The sequence below is a fragment of the Iodobacter fluviatilis genome (assembly GCF_004194535.1).
Classification (GTDB): Bacteria; Pseudomonadota; Gammaproteobacteria; order Burkholderiales; family Chitinibacteraceae; genus Iodobacter; species Iodobacter fluviatilis_A.
The window spans coordinates 83,692-104,408 of the sequence record NZ_CP025781.1; the positions used below are offsets into that span (position 1 = coordinate 83,692).

Sequence of the window (20,717 nt, forward strand, 5' to 3'; positions counted from 1 at the left end):
TCCTATAGCCTGCCTAGCGCAGGTATACCTACCATTTTTTTCACCACAGCTCCCACAAAATCAGGAATGAAAACACTTATTGCAATCAATGCTTATTTCATTGTGTTAAAAATCAATACCAGATAAACGCCCTATTTTGGTGCAAACCCAAAATAGCCATACATAGCAACAGCTAGGTATTTCTTACGAAACCACAAACACAACAAGGGAATAATTACACTAAGCATTAGCAAGCAAACAATCAAAACGCACCAAAATAGTGCTAAAAAGAGAAAACACAACCTATGCGAAGATTTAAAATCCGCAGCTAAACCACCAACTATCACAAAAAAACATAAATACAAGACCAAGTAAACGCGATTATCCACCGCCGATCAGCTTAGTTTCCATAAACATAATAAAAAAAAACACAAAAAATACCAAAAAACCCCTAGTCACATGGTGTTGTTTTTTTTTAACACTCCAAAAGGATCATCAAACACAGACAAAATCAAGATACAAAGTACCACAAAACACCAAGGTAATCACCCTATAAATCCACAACATTACGCAGAATATGCATAAAAAATTTTACCAATCAAGTAACAAATAATCATTTACAACAGCAAATGAACACATCTACTTAGCTTCTCGCACCAAATGTGGCAAATTCATTACTGCGCATCGTGGCACCTCTGAACAACACCACTTAACCACAAACTCCGTAGCTAAGATGCGAACACTGCAAGTTACCTAACCAAGCCATCGGCTAAAATTCAATAAAAAAAGGGCGGGGCTCTGTACCTCACAGAACCCCACCCTTTTTAGGTAGACACTAAGCTAATTAATTAAGCAAGCCAGCAAATGACTCAAGCCGTATAAACCTTTGAATGCCCTTTTAGCCGTTATATGGATGACGCAATACAATGGTTTCCGTCCGATCAGGGCCAGTCGAAATGATATCAACTGGCGCTTCGCAGATTTCTTCGATGCGTTTCAAATAAGCACGCGCATTGGCTGGCAAGCCCTCTAAAGTTGTTACGCCAACTGTCGACTCTGACCAACCTGGCATTTGCTCATAAACCGGCTCACAACGAGCGATTTGCTCCGCGCCAATTGGCAAGATATCGATCAGCTGACCATCCAACATATAACCTGTGCAAATACTAATAGTCTCGATGCTATCCATCACATCTAACTTTGTTACACAAAGCCCAGACACACCGTTAATTTGGATAGAGCGCTTCAATGCTGCCGCATCAAACCAACCACAACGACGGGCACGACCTGTAACCGAGCCAAACTCATGCCCGCGCGATGCAAGACCCGCACCTACTTCATCAAACAACTCAGTTGGAAAAGGGCCAGAACCTACTCGCGTTGTGTACGCTTTTACAATACCCAAAACATACTGCAGCATTTGTGGCGCAACACCAGCCCCTGCCGAAGCCGCACCGGCTACGCAATTGCTGGATGTAACATAAGGATAAGTACCGTGATCGATATCCAGCAAAGTACCCTGTGCACCTTCAAACAACAGTGGCTGGCCAGCTTTATTCATATCATAAAGCGTACGGGAAACATCGGCCAACATCGGCTTAATACGCTCCGCGTAGGCCAGTGCTTCGTCATAAACCGTTTGAAAATCAATTTCTGCAGCTTTGAAATAATTTTTTAGAGCAAAGTTGTACCAGTCGAGATTTTCTTTTAACTTGGCAGCAAAGCGCTCTGGATGATACAAGTCTTGCAAACGGATAGAACGCCGAGCAATTTTGTCTTCGTACGCAGGGCCAATACCACGACCTGTTGTGCCGATTTTCATCTCGCCTTTTGCTGCTTCACGCGCCTGATCGATGGCAATGTGATACGGCAAAATCAAAGGGCAAGCTTCTGAAATACGCAAGCGGCTAGCAACATCAACACCTGCTGCTTCTAGCTCATCAATTTCTTTTAGCAATGCTTCCGGCGAAATCACCACGCCATTACCAATAAAACAAGCCTTACCCACATGCAAAATACCAGATGGGATTAAACGTAAGACGGTCTTTTTGCCGCCCACCCACAGGGTATGACCGGCATTGTGACCACCCTGAAAACGAACCACGCCTTGTGCGTGATCAGTCAACCAGTCAACGATCTTGCCTTTACCTTCGTCACCCCACTGGGTACCAATCACGACCACATTTCTGCTCATGCCAAACCTCACTATTAAAACCAAAGTAAGCAAAACACGCTTAAATAATTAACGCGCCATGCACTAAATGTGCCCGCCCCATTACTGGGGCAAACATACTCAAAAACTAAAATCCCTAAACTTTTACAATGGGAACGAGCTGCCACCGCCCATCCTGCAAGCTAAGCATGCGATCAATACTGACTTCAGATGCCACTACACCAAGATCTATCATTACGATCTCGCCTGCATCGCGCAATTCATGAATCGCAAGCCGCAAAGCTGCATCATCTCCACTTGGTGCCAATATCCCAGCCCGTAAAGAAGGAAAAGGTAGCGCAGAAAACTCGCGCAAATCCATACTAAAACCTGTCGCTGGCCTCGATCGGCCAAACTTTTCCCCTACGCTATCATAGCGACCACCACGGGCCACAGCATTGGTAAAGCCCTTTGCATAGGCAGCAAAAACTAAGCCGGTATGATAATAACTACTGCGTAATTCAGATAAATCAAAGTGCGCAACAATCCCACGCAACTGCAAGGCCAAGGTAAGCAACTCCAAACTGTCGAGTGCAGCCAAAACCCTTGGTAGCTGAGGTAATTTTGCTCGCGCATGAGCCAGTACCTCGCTACTTCCATAGAATGTTGGTAGCAATAATAATCCAGCCTGTAAATCAGCAGGAATGCCAGCCGTTGTTTCTTGAATAGTGGCGACATCTTTTTGCTGAATAGCAGCAAATACTTCTGCCCGCTGATTACCCTGTAAATTTGCAGCATCTGCTAAAGCATCAAACAAACCAATATGCCCAATATCTAGACGCGGCTCACTTAAGCCCGCCAAAGCCAAAGCGGCAAACATCAACTCCACAGCCTCTACATCAGCAGCAACGCCTGCACAACCATAAATTTCCGCGCCAATTTGCCGAGGTTCACGCGTGGACAACACGCCATCTGGCCGAGTATTCACCACAGACCCTGCATAACAAAGCCGCGTAACACCTTGACGATTCAAAATATGTGCATCAATTCTAGCGACTTGCGGGGTGATATCTGCACGCAAGCCCATTTGTCGACCCGTCAATTCGTCGACCAATTTAAATGTTTTTAAATCAAGCGCACTGTCATCTTGTGTAAACAGAGACTCAACATACTCGATCAAAGGTGGGGCAACTTGCTCATAACCATAGCAGGCAAATAGATCCAACACTTTACGGCGCAATGCCTCAATCTGCCGAGCTTCTGAAGGCAAAACATCGGAAATATACTCGGGTAGTATCCAATTACGCATTTAGTTTTCTTCAAACAAAGGCCCGCCCGTACTTGGTGTACGGTGCGGGCACAAGCATCGACCATTTGAAAGCACCTCAAGTCATTTCAGATAAATGACTTGTAGCGCCATGATGCTTTTCAAACAATCTATTAAGAGAGATCTAGCCAAGCAACAAAGCTAAACCTAAGAGCTAACTTAAAGCTATTTTACCACCATTAAGACCAACGTTTTTTGCACTAGGCTAACAAACAGCAAAGTCAGTGCAAAAAACCAATCCATAAACCACTTATTTAGCCTTAGGATTCTTCATATACTTAAAGAATTCTGAGCTAGGATCAACCACCATCACATCAGTCTTCTTCGCAAAACTTTGCTTGTAGGCATCCATGCTCTTATAGAACGAGTAGAACTCTGGATTACGCCCATAAGCTTCGCCATAAATAGCAGCAGCTTTTGCATCGCCATCACCCTTAATTTGCTGAGCTTTGTTGTAAGCATTTGCCAAAGTAACTTCACGCTGGCGATCTGCATCAGCCTTGATCTTTTCAGCTTCAGCCGAGCCTTCAGCACGCATTTGATTCGCCACCGCTTTACGCTCTGACTGCATACGTTCGTACACAGAATTGAGCGTAGCGTCTTCTAGCTCAACACGCTTGATCCGCACGTCGATCACTTGCACGCCAATCCGTGCAGCATCAGAATCAGCCACTTTGCGTACCGTATCCATCACCTCATCGCGCTTGCCTGAAATCACATCTTGCACCGTGCGCTTACCAAACTCATCGCGCAGCATATTATTAACAGTATTGCGTAAACGCTCTACTGCCTTACGCTGATCAACACCCACCGCTTTGTAGTACTTTTCTACATCAACGATTTTCCACTTAATAAAACTATCGACCTTTACGTTCATCTTTTCGATAGTTTGAATACGCGCAGGCGCTTCTTCGTCAATAGTCAAAATACGTTTATCAAAATAACGCACTTCTTGTAACAAAGGCACTTTGAAATTAATACCTGGATTTGTAATCACTCGCACTGCTTCAGAAAACTGAAACACCACCGCATATTGGCGTTGATCAACAGTAAAGAATGACAGTGAGAACACAAACAAAGCCAACAATACCAAGGCTAAAGTAGAAAGAATTCGATTCATGCTGCTCTCCCCTTAGCGGCCGTCGCGCGTTGAAGCGCGAACATTACGATTGGCAGCATCATTTGCTGCACTAGGCTCAGCCATTTTAGCCGCGTCTGCAGGCGCAGGAGCCGCCGCTGGCGTTGTCATTTGCATTAATTTATCCAAAGGCAGGTAAAGCAAATTGCCACTCGATTTTTGATCGATCAACAACTTTGTCGTGTTTTGGAACACTTGCTGCATCGTGTCAAAGTACATCCGGTCCCGCGTCACTTGTGGCGCTTTCGCATACTCTGCAGCCACCTGCTTAAAGCGGGATGCATCCCCTTCTGCTTGCGAAACAACGCGTGAGCGATAACCTTCAGATTCTTCCGAAAGACGTGCTGCCATACCGCCCGCCTTAGGAATCACATCATTCGCGTAAGCCGTACCTTCGTTAATCAAACGCGCTTTATCTTGACGCGCTTTTACCGCGTCAGAGAATGCAGCTTGCACCTGATCAGGCGGCTGTACATCAGAGATGTTCACACGAGAAACCGCAACCCCTACGCCGTAACGATCCAGCAGGTTTTGGACGATTTCCTTAGTATCTTCACCGATTTTGCCGCGCCCTTCATTGAGCACGTAATCGACTTTATTCTTACCTACGACTTCACGAATCGCAGTTTGAGCAATCTGCTTAACTAAATCTTTAGCATCACGGTCTGTTGTGCGGTTAAAGAATACAAAGTCATGAGCAGACTTCAGGTTGTATTGCACTTCCAGACGCACTTCGAGGATATTTTGATCCCCAGTCAGCATCATCGATTCGTCCCCTGCACGACCTTCACTACCAGGTGTTCCGACTTCTAAGCTACGAATTTCCGTCATATTCACGATTTCGCGTGATTCAACCGGCCATGGCAAATGCCAATGCAGACCCGGCTTTTCTACCGTTTCTACATAACGACCAAAACGCATGATTACCGCATTTTCACGCTCATCAACCACATAAAACCCAGATGCGGCCCAAAGCACGGCTACTGCAACAGCAACTACAACAGCAGCACCTGCACCGGCGCGGCTATTGCCACCCCCCTGCTGCTGGGGTGAGCCATCTCCGCCAAATAGGCGAGAGATTTTGCTTGTGATATTTCTAATAATTTCATCCAGATCAGGCGGGCCATTACGGCGACCGCCCCATTGCGGGTCATTTTGACTCATTAGTTAACTCAGCTGTTTTTAGTGGATGGCTTAAAGCCTCAAGCAGCGCGGCACGAAGTGCATCAAGCCCTGTCCCTTGGGTAGCACTCAAACGCACTGCGCAAATTCTACCATACTCGTCGTGATCAACACTCGGAGGCATGTCGCGCAGATCAATCTTATTATTGACCATCAATTGTGGAATACGTTCCGCACCAATCTCACTTAATACTTTATTCACCTCAATAATCTGCATATCACGCAATGGATGATTCACATCCACCACATGTAAAAGCAAATCAGCTTGAATTGTTTCCTCTAAAGTAGCGTGAAATGCCGCGACTAAAGTATGCGGCAATTGCCGAATAAAACCCACTGTATCCGACAATACAATCGAATGCTCTGGATCAAGATATAGCTTTCTTGATGTTGTATCTAATGTTGCAAACAATTGATCTGCAACGTAAATCTTCGATTTAGTTAATGCATTAAATAAAGACGACTTTCCTGCATTGGTATAGCCCACAATTGCCACACTAAATTGACGATTACGCTCACGCGCTCGGCGCTGAGTAGCACGCTGCTTTTGTACCGTTGCCAATTGATCTTTTAGGCGCTTAACCCGAGCACCAAGCAAACGGCGATCTGTTTCTAACTGAGACTCACCTGGCCCACGCATGCCAATCCCACCTTTTTGTCTTTCCAGGTGAGTCCAACCGCGGATAAGCCGAGTCGAAATATGCGACAACTGCGCCAATTCAACTTGTAATTTACCTTCTGCAGTACGCGCTCGCTGGGCGAAGATATCTAAAATCAGCGTAGTACGGTCGACAACACGACATTGCAATACTTTTTCTAAATTACGTTCTTGCGAAGGGGAAAGAGCGTGATTAAAAATAACCAACTCTGCCTCATGAGCACGAACTACTTCAGCAATTTCTTGAACCTTACCCGTCCCTGCAAAATAAGCACGATCTGGCCTACTGCGCTTACCCTCAACGGTTGCAAGAATATTTGCACCCGCACTTTCTACCAGCTGAACGAATTCCTCAGCACCATCTTGATAATCCACCTCACCAAAGTCAAGGCAAACCAAGACAGCCCTGTCTCCACCCTTATGGCGCTCAAACATGCATGACCTTTTAATCAAAAACACCGTGTAAAGCCGTTTGGCCCAACACAAAAAACCCCGAAAGACCCAGTCAATCGGGGTTTTTAAACTGTACTGCTGCCTCTAACTAATAGATTCAAAAATCTATCCAGCATCAACCACAACATCAGCAGGTGACAATTGCCCTGCGTGCTCATGCGGAATAGAAACAGGGCGAGATGGCACAACAGTTGAAATAGCGTGCTTATAGACCATTTGCGTTACATTATTACGCAATAGAACAACGTATTGGTCAAAAGACTCGATTTGCCCCTGTAATTTAATCCCATTCACCAAATAAATGTAAACAGGCACATGCTCTTTACGCAGTACGTTCAAGAATGGGTCTTGCAACATTTGCCCCTTAGCGCTCATTATTTTTTTCTCCAAATTCTTGTTATATCTTGATAGAGACAGTTGGGTCTTACGCTTGTCAGTCCGATGAAAAGTTAGCAAAAAACACAAAAAACCTAAGCCACAAAGAAAAAAACCATATCTATTCGCTATAAATAGCTGAATTTAACCCTTATTTCTTACTTATTTGCCTTCCTGCTTCGTTTTTCAACGGACTGTTATAGTACAAAATACATTCTATGCCAAGTGCACAAATTCCGAAATACTTTCAGACTTTATCAGCGTTTACCGTATTTTTTAGGTTTACTACCCTTCAAATGCAGCATAGGCATTGCCTTAGCACCCGTCGGTTTTTTATGCTCGTAAGGATTAACATTCTTTTTAAACTGCACACGCAACGGTGTGCCTTGCAAATTAAACATCTTCATAAAATGATGTTCAAGATACCGCCAGTAAGAGTCTGGCACTTTTTCCAAAGCATTACCGTGAACAATCACCACTGGTGGATTAGTACCGCCTTGATGGCAATAACGCATTTTAGGGCGAATTTTGCCAGCAAGTGGTGGCTGTTGACGCTCAAGTGCAATTTCTAAACCACGCGTAAGCTTAGGCGTGGGAATTTTAATCATTGCAGCAGCATAAGCTTGGTCAATTGAGGCAAATAAATCACCCACGCCTTGACCTTTTAACGCTGAAATATAATGGAATTTAGCAAACTCCAAAAAGCCCAATTTACGATCAATTTCACGCTTGATCATATCTTTTTGGAACTGATCTGTGGACTCCCACTTATTGATCGCCACGACCAAGGCGCGCCCTGTTTCTAGCACAAAGCTAGCAATACGTGCATCTTGATCAGAGACTTCTTGAGTTGCATCTAATACCAAAACCGCCACGTTAGCGTCTTCAACCGCTTGCATAGTTTTGATAACCGAGAATTTCTCGATCACATCCGTGACTTTACCGCGCTTACGCACACCTGCAGTATCAATAATGGTGTAGTTGCGATCATTACGATCAAATTCAATGTAAATCGAATCCCGAGTTGTACCTGGCTGATCAAATGCAATCACACGTTCTTCACCCAAAATGGCATTCACCAAGGTGGACTTACCCACATTAGGGCGGCCAATAACGGCAAACTTGGGGTGATCAAGATCTTCTTCTGGTTCAGGCTCTGGAAAATCTTCAAGAATTTCATTGAATAAAAGACGCACACCTTCGCCGTGTGATGCGGAGATCGCAACGGGGTGGCCCAAGCCCAATTCAAAGAAATCGGCACAAACCACGGAGGCATTCATCCCCTCCACCTTGTTCACCGCAACCCAAACTGGGCAGGTGGACTGGCGTAAGCGATTAGCAATAATTTTATCTTGCGGGGTAATGCCGTTACGACCATCCACAATAAAGACAATGCAATCGGCTTCGTCCACGGCTTGCAGCGTTTGCCTCGCCATTTCGAACATAATGCCTTCATCAACCACGGGTTCAAAACCACCCGTATCAACAACTAGGTAAGGCTTTTCGCCAACCAAACCGTGCCCGTAGTGACGGTCACGCGTCAGGCCTGGAATATCGTGAACAAGTGCGTCGCGCGATTTGGTCAGTCGGTTAAATAGCGTGGACTTTCCGACGTTGGGACGACCAACCAGCGCAATTGTAGGTTTCATTTATTTAGCGCCCTGCTTTAGGCCTATTGAAAAAACATTACCAGCGAGCGTTTGTATAATCAAATGCTCGCCAGCGACAAGCGGAGAAACAGCGATACGTGCACCATCTGTAGCCAGTTGAGCGACAAAACTACCATCTTCCGTATTTAAATAATGGCTATAGCCTGCAAAATCAGCCACAACCAAATATTTACCCAGCAAGGCCGGAGCCGAGACTGAGCGAGCGGCCAATTTATCTTGACGCCAAACACTTCGGCCACTGTCACGCTCAAAGGCGTTGACATTACCCGCAGCATCTACCGCATAGACATAGCGATAATCCATCGCCAGACCAGACCAACTCGATAATTCACGTGTCCAAGCGGCACTGCCACTTGCTGCATCAAAGCAGGCAACACGCCCCTGATAGGCAACCGCGCAAACCAAGCGACCATCTACCACAGGAGGTGCCACCACATCGGTGACCCGTTCAAGCTCAGTCGCACCACGCGGAACGGCCACAGGGCTATCCCACTTTACGCGACCATCTTGCAATGAGAGAGCAACTAAACGCCCCCCGACATACCAGCATAAACCACATTGCCAGAAATAGTGACTGCGGCATAATTACGTAAAATCAATGATGGCAATTGTTTTTGATACTGCCACAGTTGCTTGCCATCTGCCGCGGCAAAAGCACTGATTCGACCATCACCGGTTTTAACCACCACGATGCCATTACTAACCGCCGGCGGCGCCATGATTTCGCTGGAAGCTTGCGCCTTCCAAAGAAATTTACCTGTACGATCATAAGTAAGCACAACGCCCTTGATTGAGCCTACTGCCACCACATCTGCACCTAAACCAACGCCACCAGCAATGGCTTGCTCAGTTTTAATCTGCCAACGACTTTGACCAGTGATTGCATCCAAAGCTCGTAACTTATCTGGCGCGCCAGCAACCACTAGCAGCTCAGCATCGACAGCCGGTACAAAGCGAAACTGAGTTTTATCTCCTACCGATGCACGCCATTGTGTTTCCACTGGTAAGGTTTGTGCCACAACTGGCAGAGGGGATGGCTCTGGTGCATTGCTAACCGTGCCACAAGCAGATAAAGCGAGTAAAGAAGACGCTACAACAATGCGATAAAGAGCTTGCATTAAGAATTCCCCAAAGCTTCCAGTTTCACTTCCACGAATTTCACATTTGGCGCATCTTTTGGCAATTTAGCCAGAGCTTGCTTATAAGACTCACGCGCTGCTGCTTTATCACCTTTTAAAAGCAATACATCGCCCTTAGCTTCAAAGAACAAACCAGCAAAGCCATTTTCCTCATTGGCTTTGAGTGTTAACAATGCATCGTCAAACTTCTTTTGATCTAATTGCACGGCAGCTAAACGTAAACGCGCGGCGTCGCGCAAACCCGCTTCTTTAGAGCTGGAAATCACCCACTGCAATTGAGCAATTGCGCTAGCTGCATCACCAGCGCCAAGGCTAGCTTTTGCCAGCAAGAGAGCGGCACGTGGTGCATAAGCGGAGCTGGCGTACTCTTTTTTCAAGGATTCAACGGCAATTTTAAGCTTAGCGATGTCTTTTGCCTCGACCAGCTTGTCTAGCTCTGCATATAACACGCCCGCCTTCGCAGATTGAGACTCTACGTAAGCATTCCAGCCCTTCCAGCCAGAATAAGCCACCAAAACAATCAACAGACCCACTGCAATAGACTTACCCCAACCATCCCAAAAGGCTTTAATTTCGGCAATTTGTTCTTGTTCTTGTAGATCGAAAGCCATTTTTTACTTTCCTTTACTTGAGATAATAAATGCAAGTTCAGCCAAAGCAACCGTGCGTTGTTCGCCCGCGCCTTCGCCATTTAGTGTTTTTAGATTTGCAGTATTTGTCTCGGCTTCTGCCTCACCAATCACCACAGCAAAGCGTGCTTGGCTAGCATCCGCTTTCTTAAACTGAGATTTAAAGCTACCACCACCACAATGTAAGAGCACATTAAGCCCAGTGCTGCGCAGTAACTGAGCAGTTACAAAAGCCAAACGCCCTGCAGTGTCGCCTAAGTGCACAATATAAGCATCAGGAGCAGCAACAGGAACCAGTAGAGCTTGTTCTTCAAGCAGCAACAAAATACGCTCAATTCCCATCCCAAAGCCCACCGCTGGGCAAGGCTTACCGCCTAACATTTCCACCAAAAAATCGTAACGGCCGCCGGCAGCAATAGTGCCTTGTGAACCTAAATCTGTAGTCACCCACTCAAACACGGTGCGATTGTAATAATCAAGGCCGCGCACTAGACGCGAATTCACCTTATAAGTAATCCCAGCAACATCAAGCAAGGCTTTCACGCCATCGAAATGCTGACGTGAATCATCACCCAGGAAATCGATTAATTTAGGGGCGTTTTCTGCCATTTCTTGCAGGGTAGGGTTTTTAGTATCCAGTACCCTTAGCGGATTGGTGTACAGACGACGCTTACCATCTTCATCCAAGATGTCGACAAAGGTTTCTAGATAGGCAATCAAAGCTTCACGATGCGCGGCGCGCTCTTCTTTGTCGCCCAAGGAGTTGATTTCTAAGCTAACATTTTTTAAGCCAAATCGCGCCCAAAGATCCGCTAACATCAAAATTACTTCGGCATCAACATCAGGTGTCGCCATACCAAAAGCTTCAACACCAACTTGGTGAAACTGGCGATAGCGGCCCTTTTGTGGACGTTCATGGCGATACATCTGGCCCATATACCAAAGACGCTGGGTTTGATTGTAAAGCAGGCCATGCTCTACACAAGCGCGTACACAACCCGCAGTACCTTCAGGGCGCAGCGTTAGCTTTTCACCATTGAGCTTGTCTTCAAAGGAATACATTTCCTTTTCAACGATATCGGTATGCTCCCCAACACCACGTACAAATAGATGCGTCGATTCAACAATCGGCATCCGAATATTTTTATAGCCATACGCAGCCAGCCAATCACGCGTCACGTGTTCAAAATAAAGCCATGCAGGAGACGCATCCGGCAGAACATCGTTCATGCCGCGAATACCTTGAATCTGATTTGACATTGAATTTACTATGTAGGGTGGGCATATTTTAACTGCCCACGCAGTTTCGGATGATGGGCAGCTTATTCATACCCACTCGGCAAATTATATACACTTGCAAGTATGGGCAAAAACACCTTCCCATGCCTACACACCACACTGACTTAAACTACCTTCAGTGCAATCACCTTAGGCTTGATTTCCTGACGCTTCGCACCACCCTCGGCATAACGGGTCTGCACATAATCAAGCACAATGGTTTGGAACTCGGTACTGATGTGATCGCCCTTTAAGGTCACGGTTTTTTCACCATCCACATAAACAGGGCACACAGGGATCTCTCCCGTTCCTGGCAAAGAAATACCAATATCGGCCAGCTTAGATTCGCCAGGCCCATTCACGACACACCCCATCACCGCCACCGTCATATCGGCTACGCCTGGATACTGCAAGCGCCAAATTGGCATTTGCTCACGCAAAAAGCTTTGAATACTGGATGCTAATTCTTGGAATACTGTTGAAGAAGTGCGTCCACAGCCTGGGCAGGCGGTCACAAGTGGCGTAAACGAGCGCAAACCCATCGTTTGTAAAATTTCTTGTGCCACAATAATTTCAGTACAGCGATCCCCTCCCGGCTCTGGCGTAAGAGAGATGCGTATCGTATCGCCAATCCCCTCTTGCATCAGTACCGACAAAGCAGCTGTGGAGGCAACAATACCTTTCGAGCCCATGCCTGCTTCGGTCAAGCCCAAATGCAGCGGATAATCACAGCGTGCGGCCAAAGAGCGATAAACCGAGATCAAATCTTGCACATGCGATACCTTGCACGACAATAGAATTTGATTTGGGTCCAACCCCCAGCTGATTGCCTGATCTGCGGATTCTAGCGCAGAAACAATCAATGCCTCACGCATCACCGCATCCGCAGACAAAGGCTGAGCCAGCTTCGCATTGGCATCCATCAGTTTAACGACAACGCTTTGATCTAAAGAGCCCCAGTTCACACCAATGCGTACTGGTTTTTTATATTTGATCGCCTGCTCAATCATAAATGCGTACTTTTCGTCGCGTTTACTGCCCTTACCAACATTACCAGGGTTGATTCGATACTTGCCCAAGGCCTGCGCGCAGTCTGGGTAATCCCGCAGCAAGCGATCACCATTAAAGTGAAAATCCCCCACCAGCGGCACATCACAACCCATCGCATCTAAATTGGCACGAATGGTGGCCACTTGAGCCGCGGCCTCAGGGCTATTTACCGTGATACGAACTAATTCAGAGCCCGCCTTCCATAACTCATACACTTGCTTGGTTGTAGCAGCAGCATCAGCAGTATCGGTATTGGTCATGGATTGCACCACAACCGGATGGTCTGAACCCACCCAGACATTGCCGATCTGGACTTGGCGTGTTTTGCGGCGGGGGATTGAAATCGTTGTCATTAGTTTATTTCAGCTCAAAAGTAGCGACATCGCCGCGAGTATAAGAAGTTAAATCCACGGCTTGATTACGATATATAAGTTGGGTATGCGGTGCATTGCCAATTTTAAAGCGGTAAGGTGGCACCCCAGAAACACTTTTCGCCACACCAGGTTTTAGCAGTTCACTGATCAATTTAGCACCAGCAGCGTCTTGCACTTGTACCCAAGAGTCTTTCTGCACGGTAATACTTAGATCGCCTGCCGTTGCTGGCGCAAGTACAGTACTTGCTGATTTTGCTGCGGGCACACTTGCAACTATTTTTGCCACCGGTTCACTTGCCAATACCGGCATTTTTGCTCCAACAGCACTCGCCACTTGGCTAGCCGCAGCCACTTCGCTTGCGGTATCAACCACCACTAATTGAGGCAAGACCACCGCCGGAGCAGAAGCTAAAAGCTCTGGCTGTGCAGGCTGCTGCAAATACCACATCACTCCGCCCACGCCACCCGCCAAACCAATCAACACGACCAAGCCCAGTAGCCAAGTGTTTGCCTTGCCTCCGCCCATAAATGGCACGGCGGTTTCCTCATTAACCCGAGGCAAGGCTGCCTGCTGGCGCTCTACTGGCAGGCACGCCTCCAAATAAGCTTGTAAAGGTGGCCAAGGCAAATCTAGCAGCCTTGCGTAATTACGCACAAAGCCACGCACAAAGGTATTGCCTGGCAACTCATCAAAACGCTCATTTTCAATGGCATCTATCTGACGATGTGTCAGCTTAAGCTGGCTCGCCACCTTATCAAGCGTATAACCCAGCTCAATACGGCGCGCTTTTAATGTGGCACCCGCAGATACAGCGGCGCTTTGTGGTGCAGAAGAAGAATCAATTATTTCGGTCATACACATCCGTTAATCAATCATACGAACCGCTTAATAAGCGGGCCATTTCTTGCGAATCGGGGAATTTCTTACGTAATTGCTCTGCCAGTTTATTTTCAGCGTCTTTATTCGCAAATTGATGTTCTAACTGCACACCCAACCATAGTAATTCAGGCGTGGCTGGTGATAATCTTTGTAATTCTAAATAGTAGCGCCTAGCCAGTACAGCATCTTTATTACGCATGCCAAATTCAACCAACTTAGCTCTGGCCGCTAAGCTATCTGGGCGAATCCGTAAAGCGCGCTCAAAATAAGTACGCGCGCCCTCTTCATCACCACTTTTTAATGCGCATTGCCCTGCTGCTAGCAATGATTTATCTGGTGTACTATATAACGCATTTTTTTGAGTCGCCAGCAGGTATTGAATCCCTTCTTTATGCTGGCCTTTTTGGCATAAATACCAACCAAAGTTATGATTAATATCCGCGTCATTGGGTGACAACTGAATTGCGCGTGAAAATGATTGCATGGCCGCGTCATCTTCGCCTAATTCCGCATGAATTAGCGCCATTACATTATACGCAGGGGCGTAGGATGAATTAACCGCCAAAGCCTTATTAACTTCTTCAATAGCAACGGCATATTGCCCGCGCTTTAAATACTCCGAGCCCAACTGCGTTCGCAACGACGCCCTATTCTCCTCCCCCTCTACAGCCAAGGCCATCGATGAGCATAATAAAGCTGTTGTCATTACTAACGCGCGTAATTTCATGGATTGTCGCCATTCTGTGGATGGAAAATAATGGCTTGAGCATCACCCGCCAAGCGTTTTTCAACGCGGCGAGTTTTATCCAACACCTGCCCAGCCAATTGACCGCAAGCTGCATCGATATCATCACCACGTGTTTTTCGCACAGTAGCAACGTAGCCTGCATTAATCAAAATATCACGAAACCGTAAAATCGCATCCCTTGTTGAGCGCTTAAAGCCTGCATTAGGGAATGGATTAAACGGAATTAAATTAAATTTACATGGTACATCACGCACCAAAGCCACTAATTCACGCGCGTTTTCTACCGAATCATTAATACCATCGAGCATCACATATTCAAAAGTAATGAAATCGCGCGGGGCTTTTTCTAAGTAACGCGTACATGCTGCCAACAACTGATGCAGCGGGTATTTTTTATTAATAGGAACGATATCATCACGGATTCTATCATTAGGCGCGTGTAAGGACACGGCTAATGCCACTGGGCAATCTTCACGCAATCTATCGATCGCAGGCACGATACCTGACGTAGACAGCGTAACACGACGACGGGATAAACCGTAAGCATTGTCATCAAGCATCAGTTTCATCGCAGCCACCACGTTATCGTAGTTAGCCAACGGCTCGCCCATACCCATCATCACCACATTAGACACAATGCGGGTGTCACCATTTCGATTATCCACCAAGCCGGCGTCCCCCAAGCGCGAAGCATCCAGCGACATGCGGCGATTAGCCCACCACAGCTGGCCAATAATCTCTGCAGTACTTAAATTACGATTAAAACCTTGGCGCGCCGTTGAGCAAAAGCCACAATCCAGCGCACAGCCTACTTGGCTAGACACGCATAAGGTGCCACGATCATCCTCAGGGATAAACACCGCCTCAACGCCATTGCCTGTACCCACATCCAGCAGCCACTTACGCGTGCCGTCTTTGGCAATTTGCTCTGCCATCAGGGCTGGCGGAGTCACCGCCGCATCTAAGGCCAGCTTTTGCCGAAAAGATTTGGCGATATCGGTCATCGCATCAAAGTCTGGCTCGCCGCGCTGATGAATCCATTTCATCAGCTGCTTAGCGCGAAACGGCTTTTCACCATACTGCGCCATCAACTCGGCCAAACCCGCCGCATCATAATCTAACAAATTAACTGACATTACTTTACTCACTTAAAAAACCCACCCACTCTGCCACCGCAGGAAAACTCGAAAAACTTATCTTTTAGCTTCAGCGTTATCATTTTCAATACGCCCCTTACACTCTTGAATAGACAACTTTTTCGAGGGCTCCTACAGCTGTGAAACTGTGCCAAGCAAACACTATACAAATGGCACAGCACTCACAACAAACTACTAAAACAGCCCCTCGGTAGCAAAAAGCGCACGTTAAGGGGCTATTTATATTAGCGGCTGTAAACTTCGCTAGATGCGAAGAAGTAAGCGATTTCGATGGCTGCGTTTTCAGCAGAATCAGAACCGTGCACTGCATTTGCATCGATAGAATCAGCGAAATCAGCACGGATAGTGCCTACAGCCGCTTCTTTAGGATTAGTTGCGCCCATCAAATCACGATTCTTCAAGATAGCGCCTTCGCCTTCCAACGCTTGAATCATGACTGGACCTGAGATCATAAAGTTCACAAGGTCGTTAAAGAAAGGGCGTGCTGCGTGCACAGCGTAGAAGCCTTCAGCTTCTGCGCGTGAGAGTTGTTTCATCTTAGCGGCTACAACCTTTAAGCCAGCTGATTCGAAACGATCGTAGATCTTACCAATAACATTCTTAGCAACTGCATCAGGCTTAACAATAGAAAGTGTACGTTCGATAGTCATGTAATTCTCCAGAAAAGTGGTTTTATAGGTAAAACGTTTGCAGCGCACAAAAAACTCGGCTAGCCTCTTTGTCAGCGACGCAAGCTGCGTAAGCCCAAAACGGCATCGATTCATTTTTTATCCGTAAATACAATCTGCGGCGAGCCTAAAACAGCGACATTTAACCGCGCTTTAGCCCGCAAAAATTGAATTAGCCGAACATTATAACAAATTCAAGAGAAACCGGCTGATGAACTGCTACCTCAGTGAAAGCACTGCAAAAATTGAAGCCCGGCAGGCACTGATAAGTAAACAAAATTGTCCCCAACAATCCATCACCTAGGGTCTGTTGACGTTTCATTCGCCATTGTGCTGAGCCGGAAAACGGCCAGGCACAAGGCATGTGACGAAGGCAATAACGGGTTATTGTCGAGTAGCATCACGCAGTGAATGGCCATTTTCCGGCTCAGCCCTTTGGGTTTAGCCCATTTTTGGGGCTGCACGGCGTTAAAAATCGCTGATGGTACTCGTACCATGTCGCAATGTTCTCCTTGTTCAGCCCCAAAACTGGACCAAACGCAGCCGTGAATGAAACGTCAACAGACCCTAAAGATCTTTTTACCTTACATAATTTAATAAACAAGTGAAACCGGCAGATGAACGATCCACTCGACCCTATCTTGCAACAAGAATCACAGCGCCGCCTAAAAGTGCAACTAGCATGGCGGCTTGGTATTGCCGCCACATTAATTGTGATTGCACTATTTGGAATTAGCTGGTTAGATCGCCAACAAAGCGCAAAACCAACCGCAAGCACCCCCACTCCTATCATTGCCCCGCCTACCGTAGCCCCCCTTACGCCACCTACTGCGGCAGAACAAGTCGTGGCAAGCCAAGCCAGCGCGACCAGTAAAGAAGAGATCCCAAGCATTCCCGCGCCCAGCTCTGCATCAGGCATTATTGAAGGGGCAAGCCATCGTCCAACTAATACGCCATCACCCCACCCAAGCGCAAAACCAACGCTTAAGCTCGAAGGCATCAGCACAAGCAGCACATTTTTAGCAACGCTGCCGCCCACCCCTACGGCTCAGCGCACACCTGAGCCACTCGTTGTTACCCCCACCCCAAACCGTACAACCAGCCCTCGCAACATTGCCGCCACCGTTGCGCCATACCCAAGCAGCCAATACACCCACAATGGCTATACCGTGCAAGCGGGGGTCTTTTTGCAGGCAGAAAACGCAGGCAAATTACTAGCTCAGCTCAAAACCGCCGGCGTACCCGCTTATCTAGAAACACGCGTACAAATCGGCCCATTCAAAGACAAAGCTTCTGCCGATGCCGCTGCAGTTAAATTAAAACGCCTCGGCATCTCCCCCGTTGTGCGTGGAAACTAACCTTAAATTGCTCGCACTCTAGCTTGATGAACAGCAATAAACCACTGAGCGATTTACTACTCAGTGATCCATATATGAATGGCGACTTACACAGCCGCAGGTTGGCCCCTATGCCCACCCTGCAAAATCACTTAACGTGACGGATAGCCAACTGGCAAATTTGCTCACAGAGCGCCGAAAAGCTAATCCCTGCTGCGGCAGCGGCCTGCGGGAACAAGCTGGTTTCGGTCATCCCCGGCAGGGTATTAACCTTCAAGCACCACAACTACCCCTGCTCGTCTAGCCTAAAATCACTGCTAAATGAAATTTAAAAGAAAGGCGAGAAGAGGCCAAAGGTCTACTAATTTATCGGGTTGATTATGTACAAGCCGAGAAAAAATCTCCTAAATTTTTGTTTTGCGATGTAAATCGCTCATGCGCAGCGCTTCAGGGTGTCACTTGTTTTATGTCAGTCGATGATTGAGCAACGACAGAAACACGCCTTAAATCCGCCGGTGAAATCGATGAATTTTTTATTCTCAGTGCTAATTACAATCACACTTATGGGCTGCGCCACATCAAGTACAGGCCCTCTTTCAGCTGGCGCGGATATGTTCGTAGTATCGAGGCAAGCGGGTGCATTTCCAAGTGGAAGAGAACCCCTATTAGCTGAAGCGCTAACTGAAGCCAACACCAAGTGCTCGGCCTTAGGAAAAACAATGAAACTGGTTTCAGCGGCAGAAAACACCGGCCCCTACATACTGGGAAATTACCCCAAAGTTACCGTTATTTTCTCTTGCACTTAACGCCCCCTCTGAAATATTTCATTGCCCTCAACAATCAACCTGCCTCGCCTCCCCCACACACTTCAAGCGTGCCTCCACTCACCGCACACAGTGCCATAGAGCAAATACACAAATAAGCCAATCTCACCAAAATGAAACTCACGTAATACTGCTGTTTCATTCAGATAAAACCACCAACAAACGCTTAGGCGCTTCAAGCAGCGCCACCCCACTTATCCAAGGGAAATACGAAATTAATACTGGATAAGAAAGAAATAAAAAAGCAAAATCGGTATAATTATAAATTATAACTGACACATTACTTTCTATACAAAATGGGCAGGGCAACAAACCAACGTATCCACAGCTATTTTTGTTGTAAACCGTAAGTAATGGAACCGAAGAAAATAGCGAATCCAACAAAAATTTGAGATTGGCATTAAAACACTCACGAAAACTACAGCGCTAAATCGAACCGGAAATCCTCACTATCCGTTCAGCCAAATCAGTACATGCGCACTATGCCTGCGCTGGTCAAGCTGATCAGCACGCCATTCATGAAGTCAGTGTTCCATTACATTCACAAAAAACACAAACAACCGTTGCCAGAGGCACAATGAACTACAAACTCTCACTCACCGACATAGCAGATGAACAAGTACGCAAAGCGATCCTTGGCCCGCTTACTGAGTACAATACAAGCCAAGCTGGCGCTAGAAACAGCAGCCCCTTAGTCATCACGATAGCAGACGAGGCAGGTGAGATCGTCGGCGGCCTTTGGGGCCATACAGGGTACGAATGGCTGTTCACGCAACTCTTGGTGGTTCCAGCATCGCACCGAGGAATGGGCATCGGATCGAAGCTACTTTCCATGGCAGAAGAAGAAGCCATTTATAGAGGCTGCACCGGCGCATGGCTAGATACATTCGAGTTTCAAGCGAGAGGCTTCTACGAACGCATTGGGTACACCTGCTTCGCAGAGCTTCCAAACTACCCAACTGGGTTCTCGCGTTACTTTATGAAAAAGAGTCTGCGTAAGCCATCACCTGAAGCCTAGCAGCCTGTCGGACTTAGGCGGTTGAAGCGAAAAATCGCATGATCGAGACCAGATTTTGCCGAATTTGCAGCGCCAATAACGAGTTATTGGTCAAAAATCTGGTGGAATATAGGCCGATCAAGTGATTTTTCAGCTGACTGATGCTAAGTCCGACAGGCTGCTAGCCCTTCACTAGAGAGAACATGTACCGGCGCCGAGCCATGCCTCTCTTATCAAAGCTTAAGCCAAACATCTAGCAGCCTGTCGGACTTAAGCGATCGTAGCGAGGGAAAGACCGGTTTGAGACAGATTTCGCGGGTTTTTGAGGCGAATAGCTGGCTATTCAACGAGAAAATGCGTGAAATATGGCCAAATCCGGCTTTTCCGTAGTAGATCAGTCTTAAGTCCGACAGGCTGCTAGGGTCTGTTGACGTTTTCCGGCTCAGCGCAATGGTGAATGAAACGTCAACAGACCCTAGGTGAGCACTCAAAGTGAACGAAAGAATAAGAAATTCCCAGCGAAGAATCGGCGAAGAAAGTGATTTACCTTGCGATCGAAGAGGCTTCAAAGAAATGGACGATGCCGATTCAAAACTGGCGGATGGGTGCTGAATCGTTTCTTTATAGAATTTGGTGACCGGCAGAACGGCCATCAGCAATTCCAAAGGCATTTACACAGAAAGATTTACGGGCTCATTATAG

The 20,717-nt window shown here is 46.9% G+C and carries 19 protein-coding genes and 2 pseudogenes; 3 read left to right on the forward strand and 18 right to left on the reverse strand.

All coding sequences use genetic code 11. From position 1 onward, the window contains the following. Window positions 1–877 precede the first annotated feature (877 nt). The 16 genes and pseudogenes from C1H71_RS00450 to ndk all read right to left on the reverse strand — a co-directional run bounded on the left by C1H71_RS00450 (window position 878) and on the right by ndk (window position 16,839). Complete coding sequence (locus C1H71_RS00450; RefSeq protein ID WP_130104807.1) at window positions 878–2,173, reverse strand: adenylosuccinate synthase; 1,296 nt, start codon at window positions 2,171–2,173, stop codon at window positions 878–880. A 115-nt stretch (window positions 2,174–2,288) separates the two neighbouring features. Continuing rightward, the gene (locus C1H71_RS00455; protein ID WP_130104808.1) at window positions 2,289–3,440 is read right to left on the reverse strand and encodes an ATP phosphoribosyltransferase regulatory subunit; all 1,152 of its coding nucleotides are present in this window, start codon (window positions 3,438–3,440) and stop codon (window positions 2,289–2,291) included. 268 nt (window positions 3,441–3,708) lie between these two features. Then, on the reverse strand, window positions 3,709–4,578 hold the full coding sequence (gene hflC / locus C1H71_RS00460; protein ID WP_130104809.1) for a protease modulator HflC: 870 nt from the start codon (window positions 4,576–4,578) through the stop codon (window positions 3,709–3,711). A 12-nt stretch (window positions 4,579–4,590) separates the two neighbouring features. Next, entirely contained in the window at window positions 4,591–5,760 is a 1,170-nt protein-coding gene (hflK, locus tag C1H71_RS00465) for an FtsH protease activity modulator HflK (RefSeq protein ID WP_130104810.1), read from the reverse strand. Then, window positions 5,747–6,871, reverse strand: coding sequence for a GTPase HflX (gene hflX, locus C1H71_RS00470; protein ID WP_130104811.1), 1,125 nt, complete (start codon window positions 6,869–6,871; stop codon window positions 5,747–5,749). The genes hflK and hflX overlap by 14 nt, the downstream gene beginning before the upstream one ends. A 123-nt stretch (window positions 6,872–6,994) precedes the next feature. Then, entirely contained in the window at window positions 6,995–7,264 is a 270-nt protein-coding gene (gene hfq / locus C1H71_RS00475) for an RNA chaperone Hfq (RefSeq protein ID WP_130104812.1), read from the reverse strand. 257 nt (window positions 7,265–7,521) lie between these two features. Then, window positions 7,522–8,913 carry a ribosome biogenesis GTPase Der gene (gene der, locus C1H71_RS00480; protein WP_130104813.1) on the reverse strand — a complete coding sequence of 464 codons (1,392 nt, stop codon included), beginning with the start codon at window positions 8,911–8,913 and terminating at the stop codon, window positions 7,522–7,524. Then, the gene (locus tag C1H71_RS21850; RefSeq protein ID WP_374704466.1) at window positions 8,914–9,237 is read right to left on the reverse strand and encodes an outer membrane protein assembly factor BamB family protein; all 324 of its coding nucleotides are present in this window, start codon (window positions 9,235–9,237) and stop codon (window positions 8,914–8,916) included. Continuing rightward, window positions 9,211–10,052: pseudogene (gene bamB / locus C1H71_RS00490) on the reverse strand (outer membrane protein assembly factor BamB); the annotation flags it as partial. The gene C1H71_RS21850 and the pseudogene bamB, both read right to left, overlap by 27 nt. Beyond that, window positions 10,052–10,684 carry a YfgM family protein gene (locus C1H71_RS00495; protein ID WP_130104816.1) on the reverse strand — a complete coding sequence of 211 codons (633 nt, stop codon included), beginning with the start codon at window positions 10,682–10,684 and terminating at the stop codon, window positions 10,052–10,054. The pseudogene bamB and the gene C1H71_RS00495, both read right to left, overlap by 1 nt. Before the next feature lie 3 nt (window positions 10,685–10,687). Continuing rightward, window positions 10,688–11,962, reverse strand: a complete 1,275-nt coding sequence (hisS, locus tag C1H71_RS00500) for a histidine--tRNA ligase (RefSeq protein ID WP_130104817.1) — start codon at window positions 11,960–11,962, stop codon at window positions 10,688–10,690. 143 nt (window positions 11,963–12,105) lie between these two features. Further along, entirely contained in the window at window positions 12,106–13,383 is a 1,278-nt protein-coding gene (ispG, locus tag C1H71_RS00505) for a flavodoxin-dependent (E)-4-hydroxy-3-methylbut-2-enyl-diphosphate synthase (RefSeq protein ID WP_130104818.1), read from the reverse strand. 4 nt (window positions 13,384–13,387) lie between these two features. Beyond that, complete coding sequence (locus tag C1H71_RS00510) at window positions 13,388–14,260, reverse strand: helix-turn-helix domain-containing protein (protein ID WP_188053458.1); 873 nt, start codon at window positions 14,258–14,260, stop codon at window positions 13,388–13,390. 13 nt (window positions 14,261–14,273) lie between these two features. After that, on the reverse strand, window positions 14,274–15,011 hold the full coding sequence (pilW, locus tag C1H71_RS00515) for a type IV pilus biogenesis/stability protein PilW (protein ID WP_130104820.1): 738 nt from the start codon (window positions 15,009–15,011) through the stop codon (window positions 14,274–14,276). Beyond that, window positions 15,008–16,168 (reverse strand): 23S rRNA (adenine(2503)-C(2))-methyltransferase RlmN, encoded by a 1,161-nt coding sequence (gene rlmN / locus C1H71_RS00520; protein ID WP_130104821.1) that lies wholly within the window; start codon window positions 16,166–16,168, stop codon window positions 15,008–15,010. Before rlmN ends, pilW begins: the two co-directional genes overlap by 4 nt. A gap of 245 nt (window positions 16,169–16,413) precedes the next feature. After that, entirely contained in the window at window positions 16,414–16,839 is a 426-nt protein-coding gene (gene ndk, locus C1H71_RS00525) for a nucleoside-diphosphate kinase (protein WP_130104822.1), read from the reverse strand. Window positions 16,840–17,474: 635 nt separating this feature from the next. On the opposite strand from ndk, the gene C1H71_RS00530 reads away from it, so the two are divergent. Further along, window positions 17,475–18,215 carry an SPOR domain-containing protein gene (locus tag C1H71_RS00530; protein ID WP_130104823.1) on the forward strand — a complete coding sequence of 247 codons (741 nt, stop codon included), beginning with the start codon at window positions 17,475–17,477 and terminating at the stop codon, window positions 18,213–18,215. 127 nt (window positions 18,216–18,342) lie between these two features. Here C1H71_RS00530 and C1H71_RS00535 read toward each other — a convergent pair whose 3' ends face one another. Together C1H71_RS00535 and C1H71_RS20495 are read right to left on the reverse strand one after the other, a co-directional pair. Then, window positions 18,343–18,471: a hypothetical protein gene (locus C1H71_RS00535; RefSeq protein WP_223145952.1), complete on the reverse strand. Its 129-nt coding sequence runs from the start codon at window positions 18,469–18,471 to the stop codon at window positions 18,343–18,345. Between the two features lie 685 nt (window positions 18,472–19,156). Further along, window positions 19,157–19,297, reverse strand: coding sequence for a hypothetical protein (locus C1H71_RS20495; protein WP_188053460.1), 141 nt, complete (start codon window positions 19,295–19,297; stop codon window positions 19,157–19,159). 298 nt (window positions 19,298–19,595) lie between these two features. On the opposite strand from C1H71_RS20495, the gene C1H71_RS00540 reads away from it, so the two are divergent. Continuing rightward, window positions 19,596–20,036: a GNAT family N-acetyltransferase gene (locus C1H71_RS00540; protein ID WP_130104824.1), complete on the forward strand. Its 441-nt coding sequence runs from the start codon at window positions 19,596–19,598 to the stop codon at window positions 20,034–20,036. 493 nt (window positions 20,037–20,529) lie between these two features. Then, a pseudogene (locus C1H71_RS21180) lies at window positions 20,530–20,668 on the forward strand (IS256 family transposase); the annotation flags it as partial. Window positions 20,669–20,717: the final 49 nt, after the last annotated feature.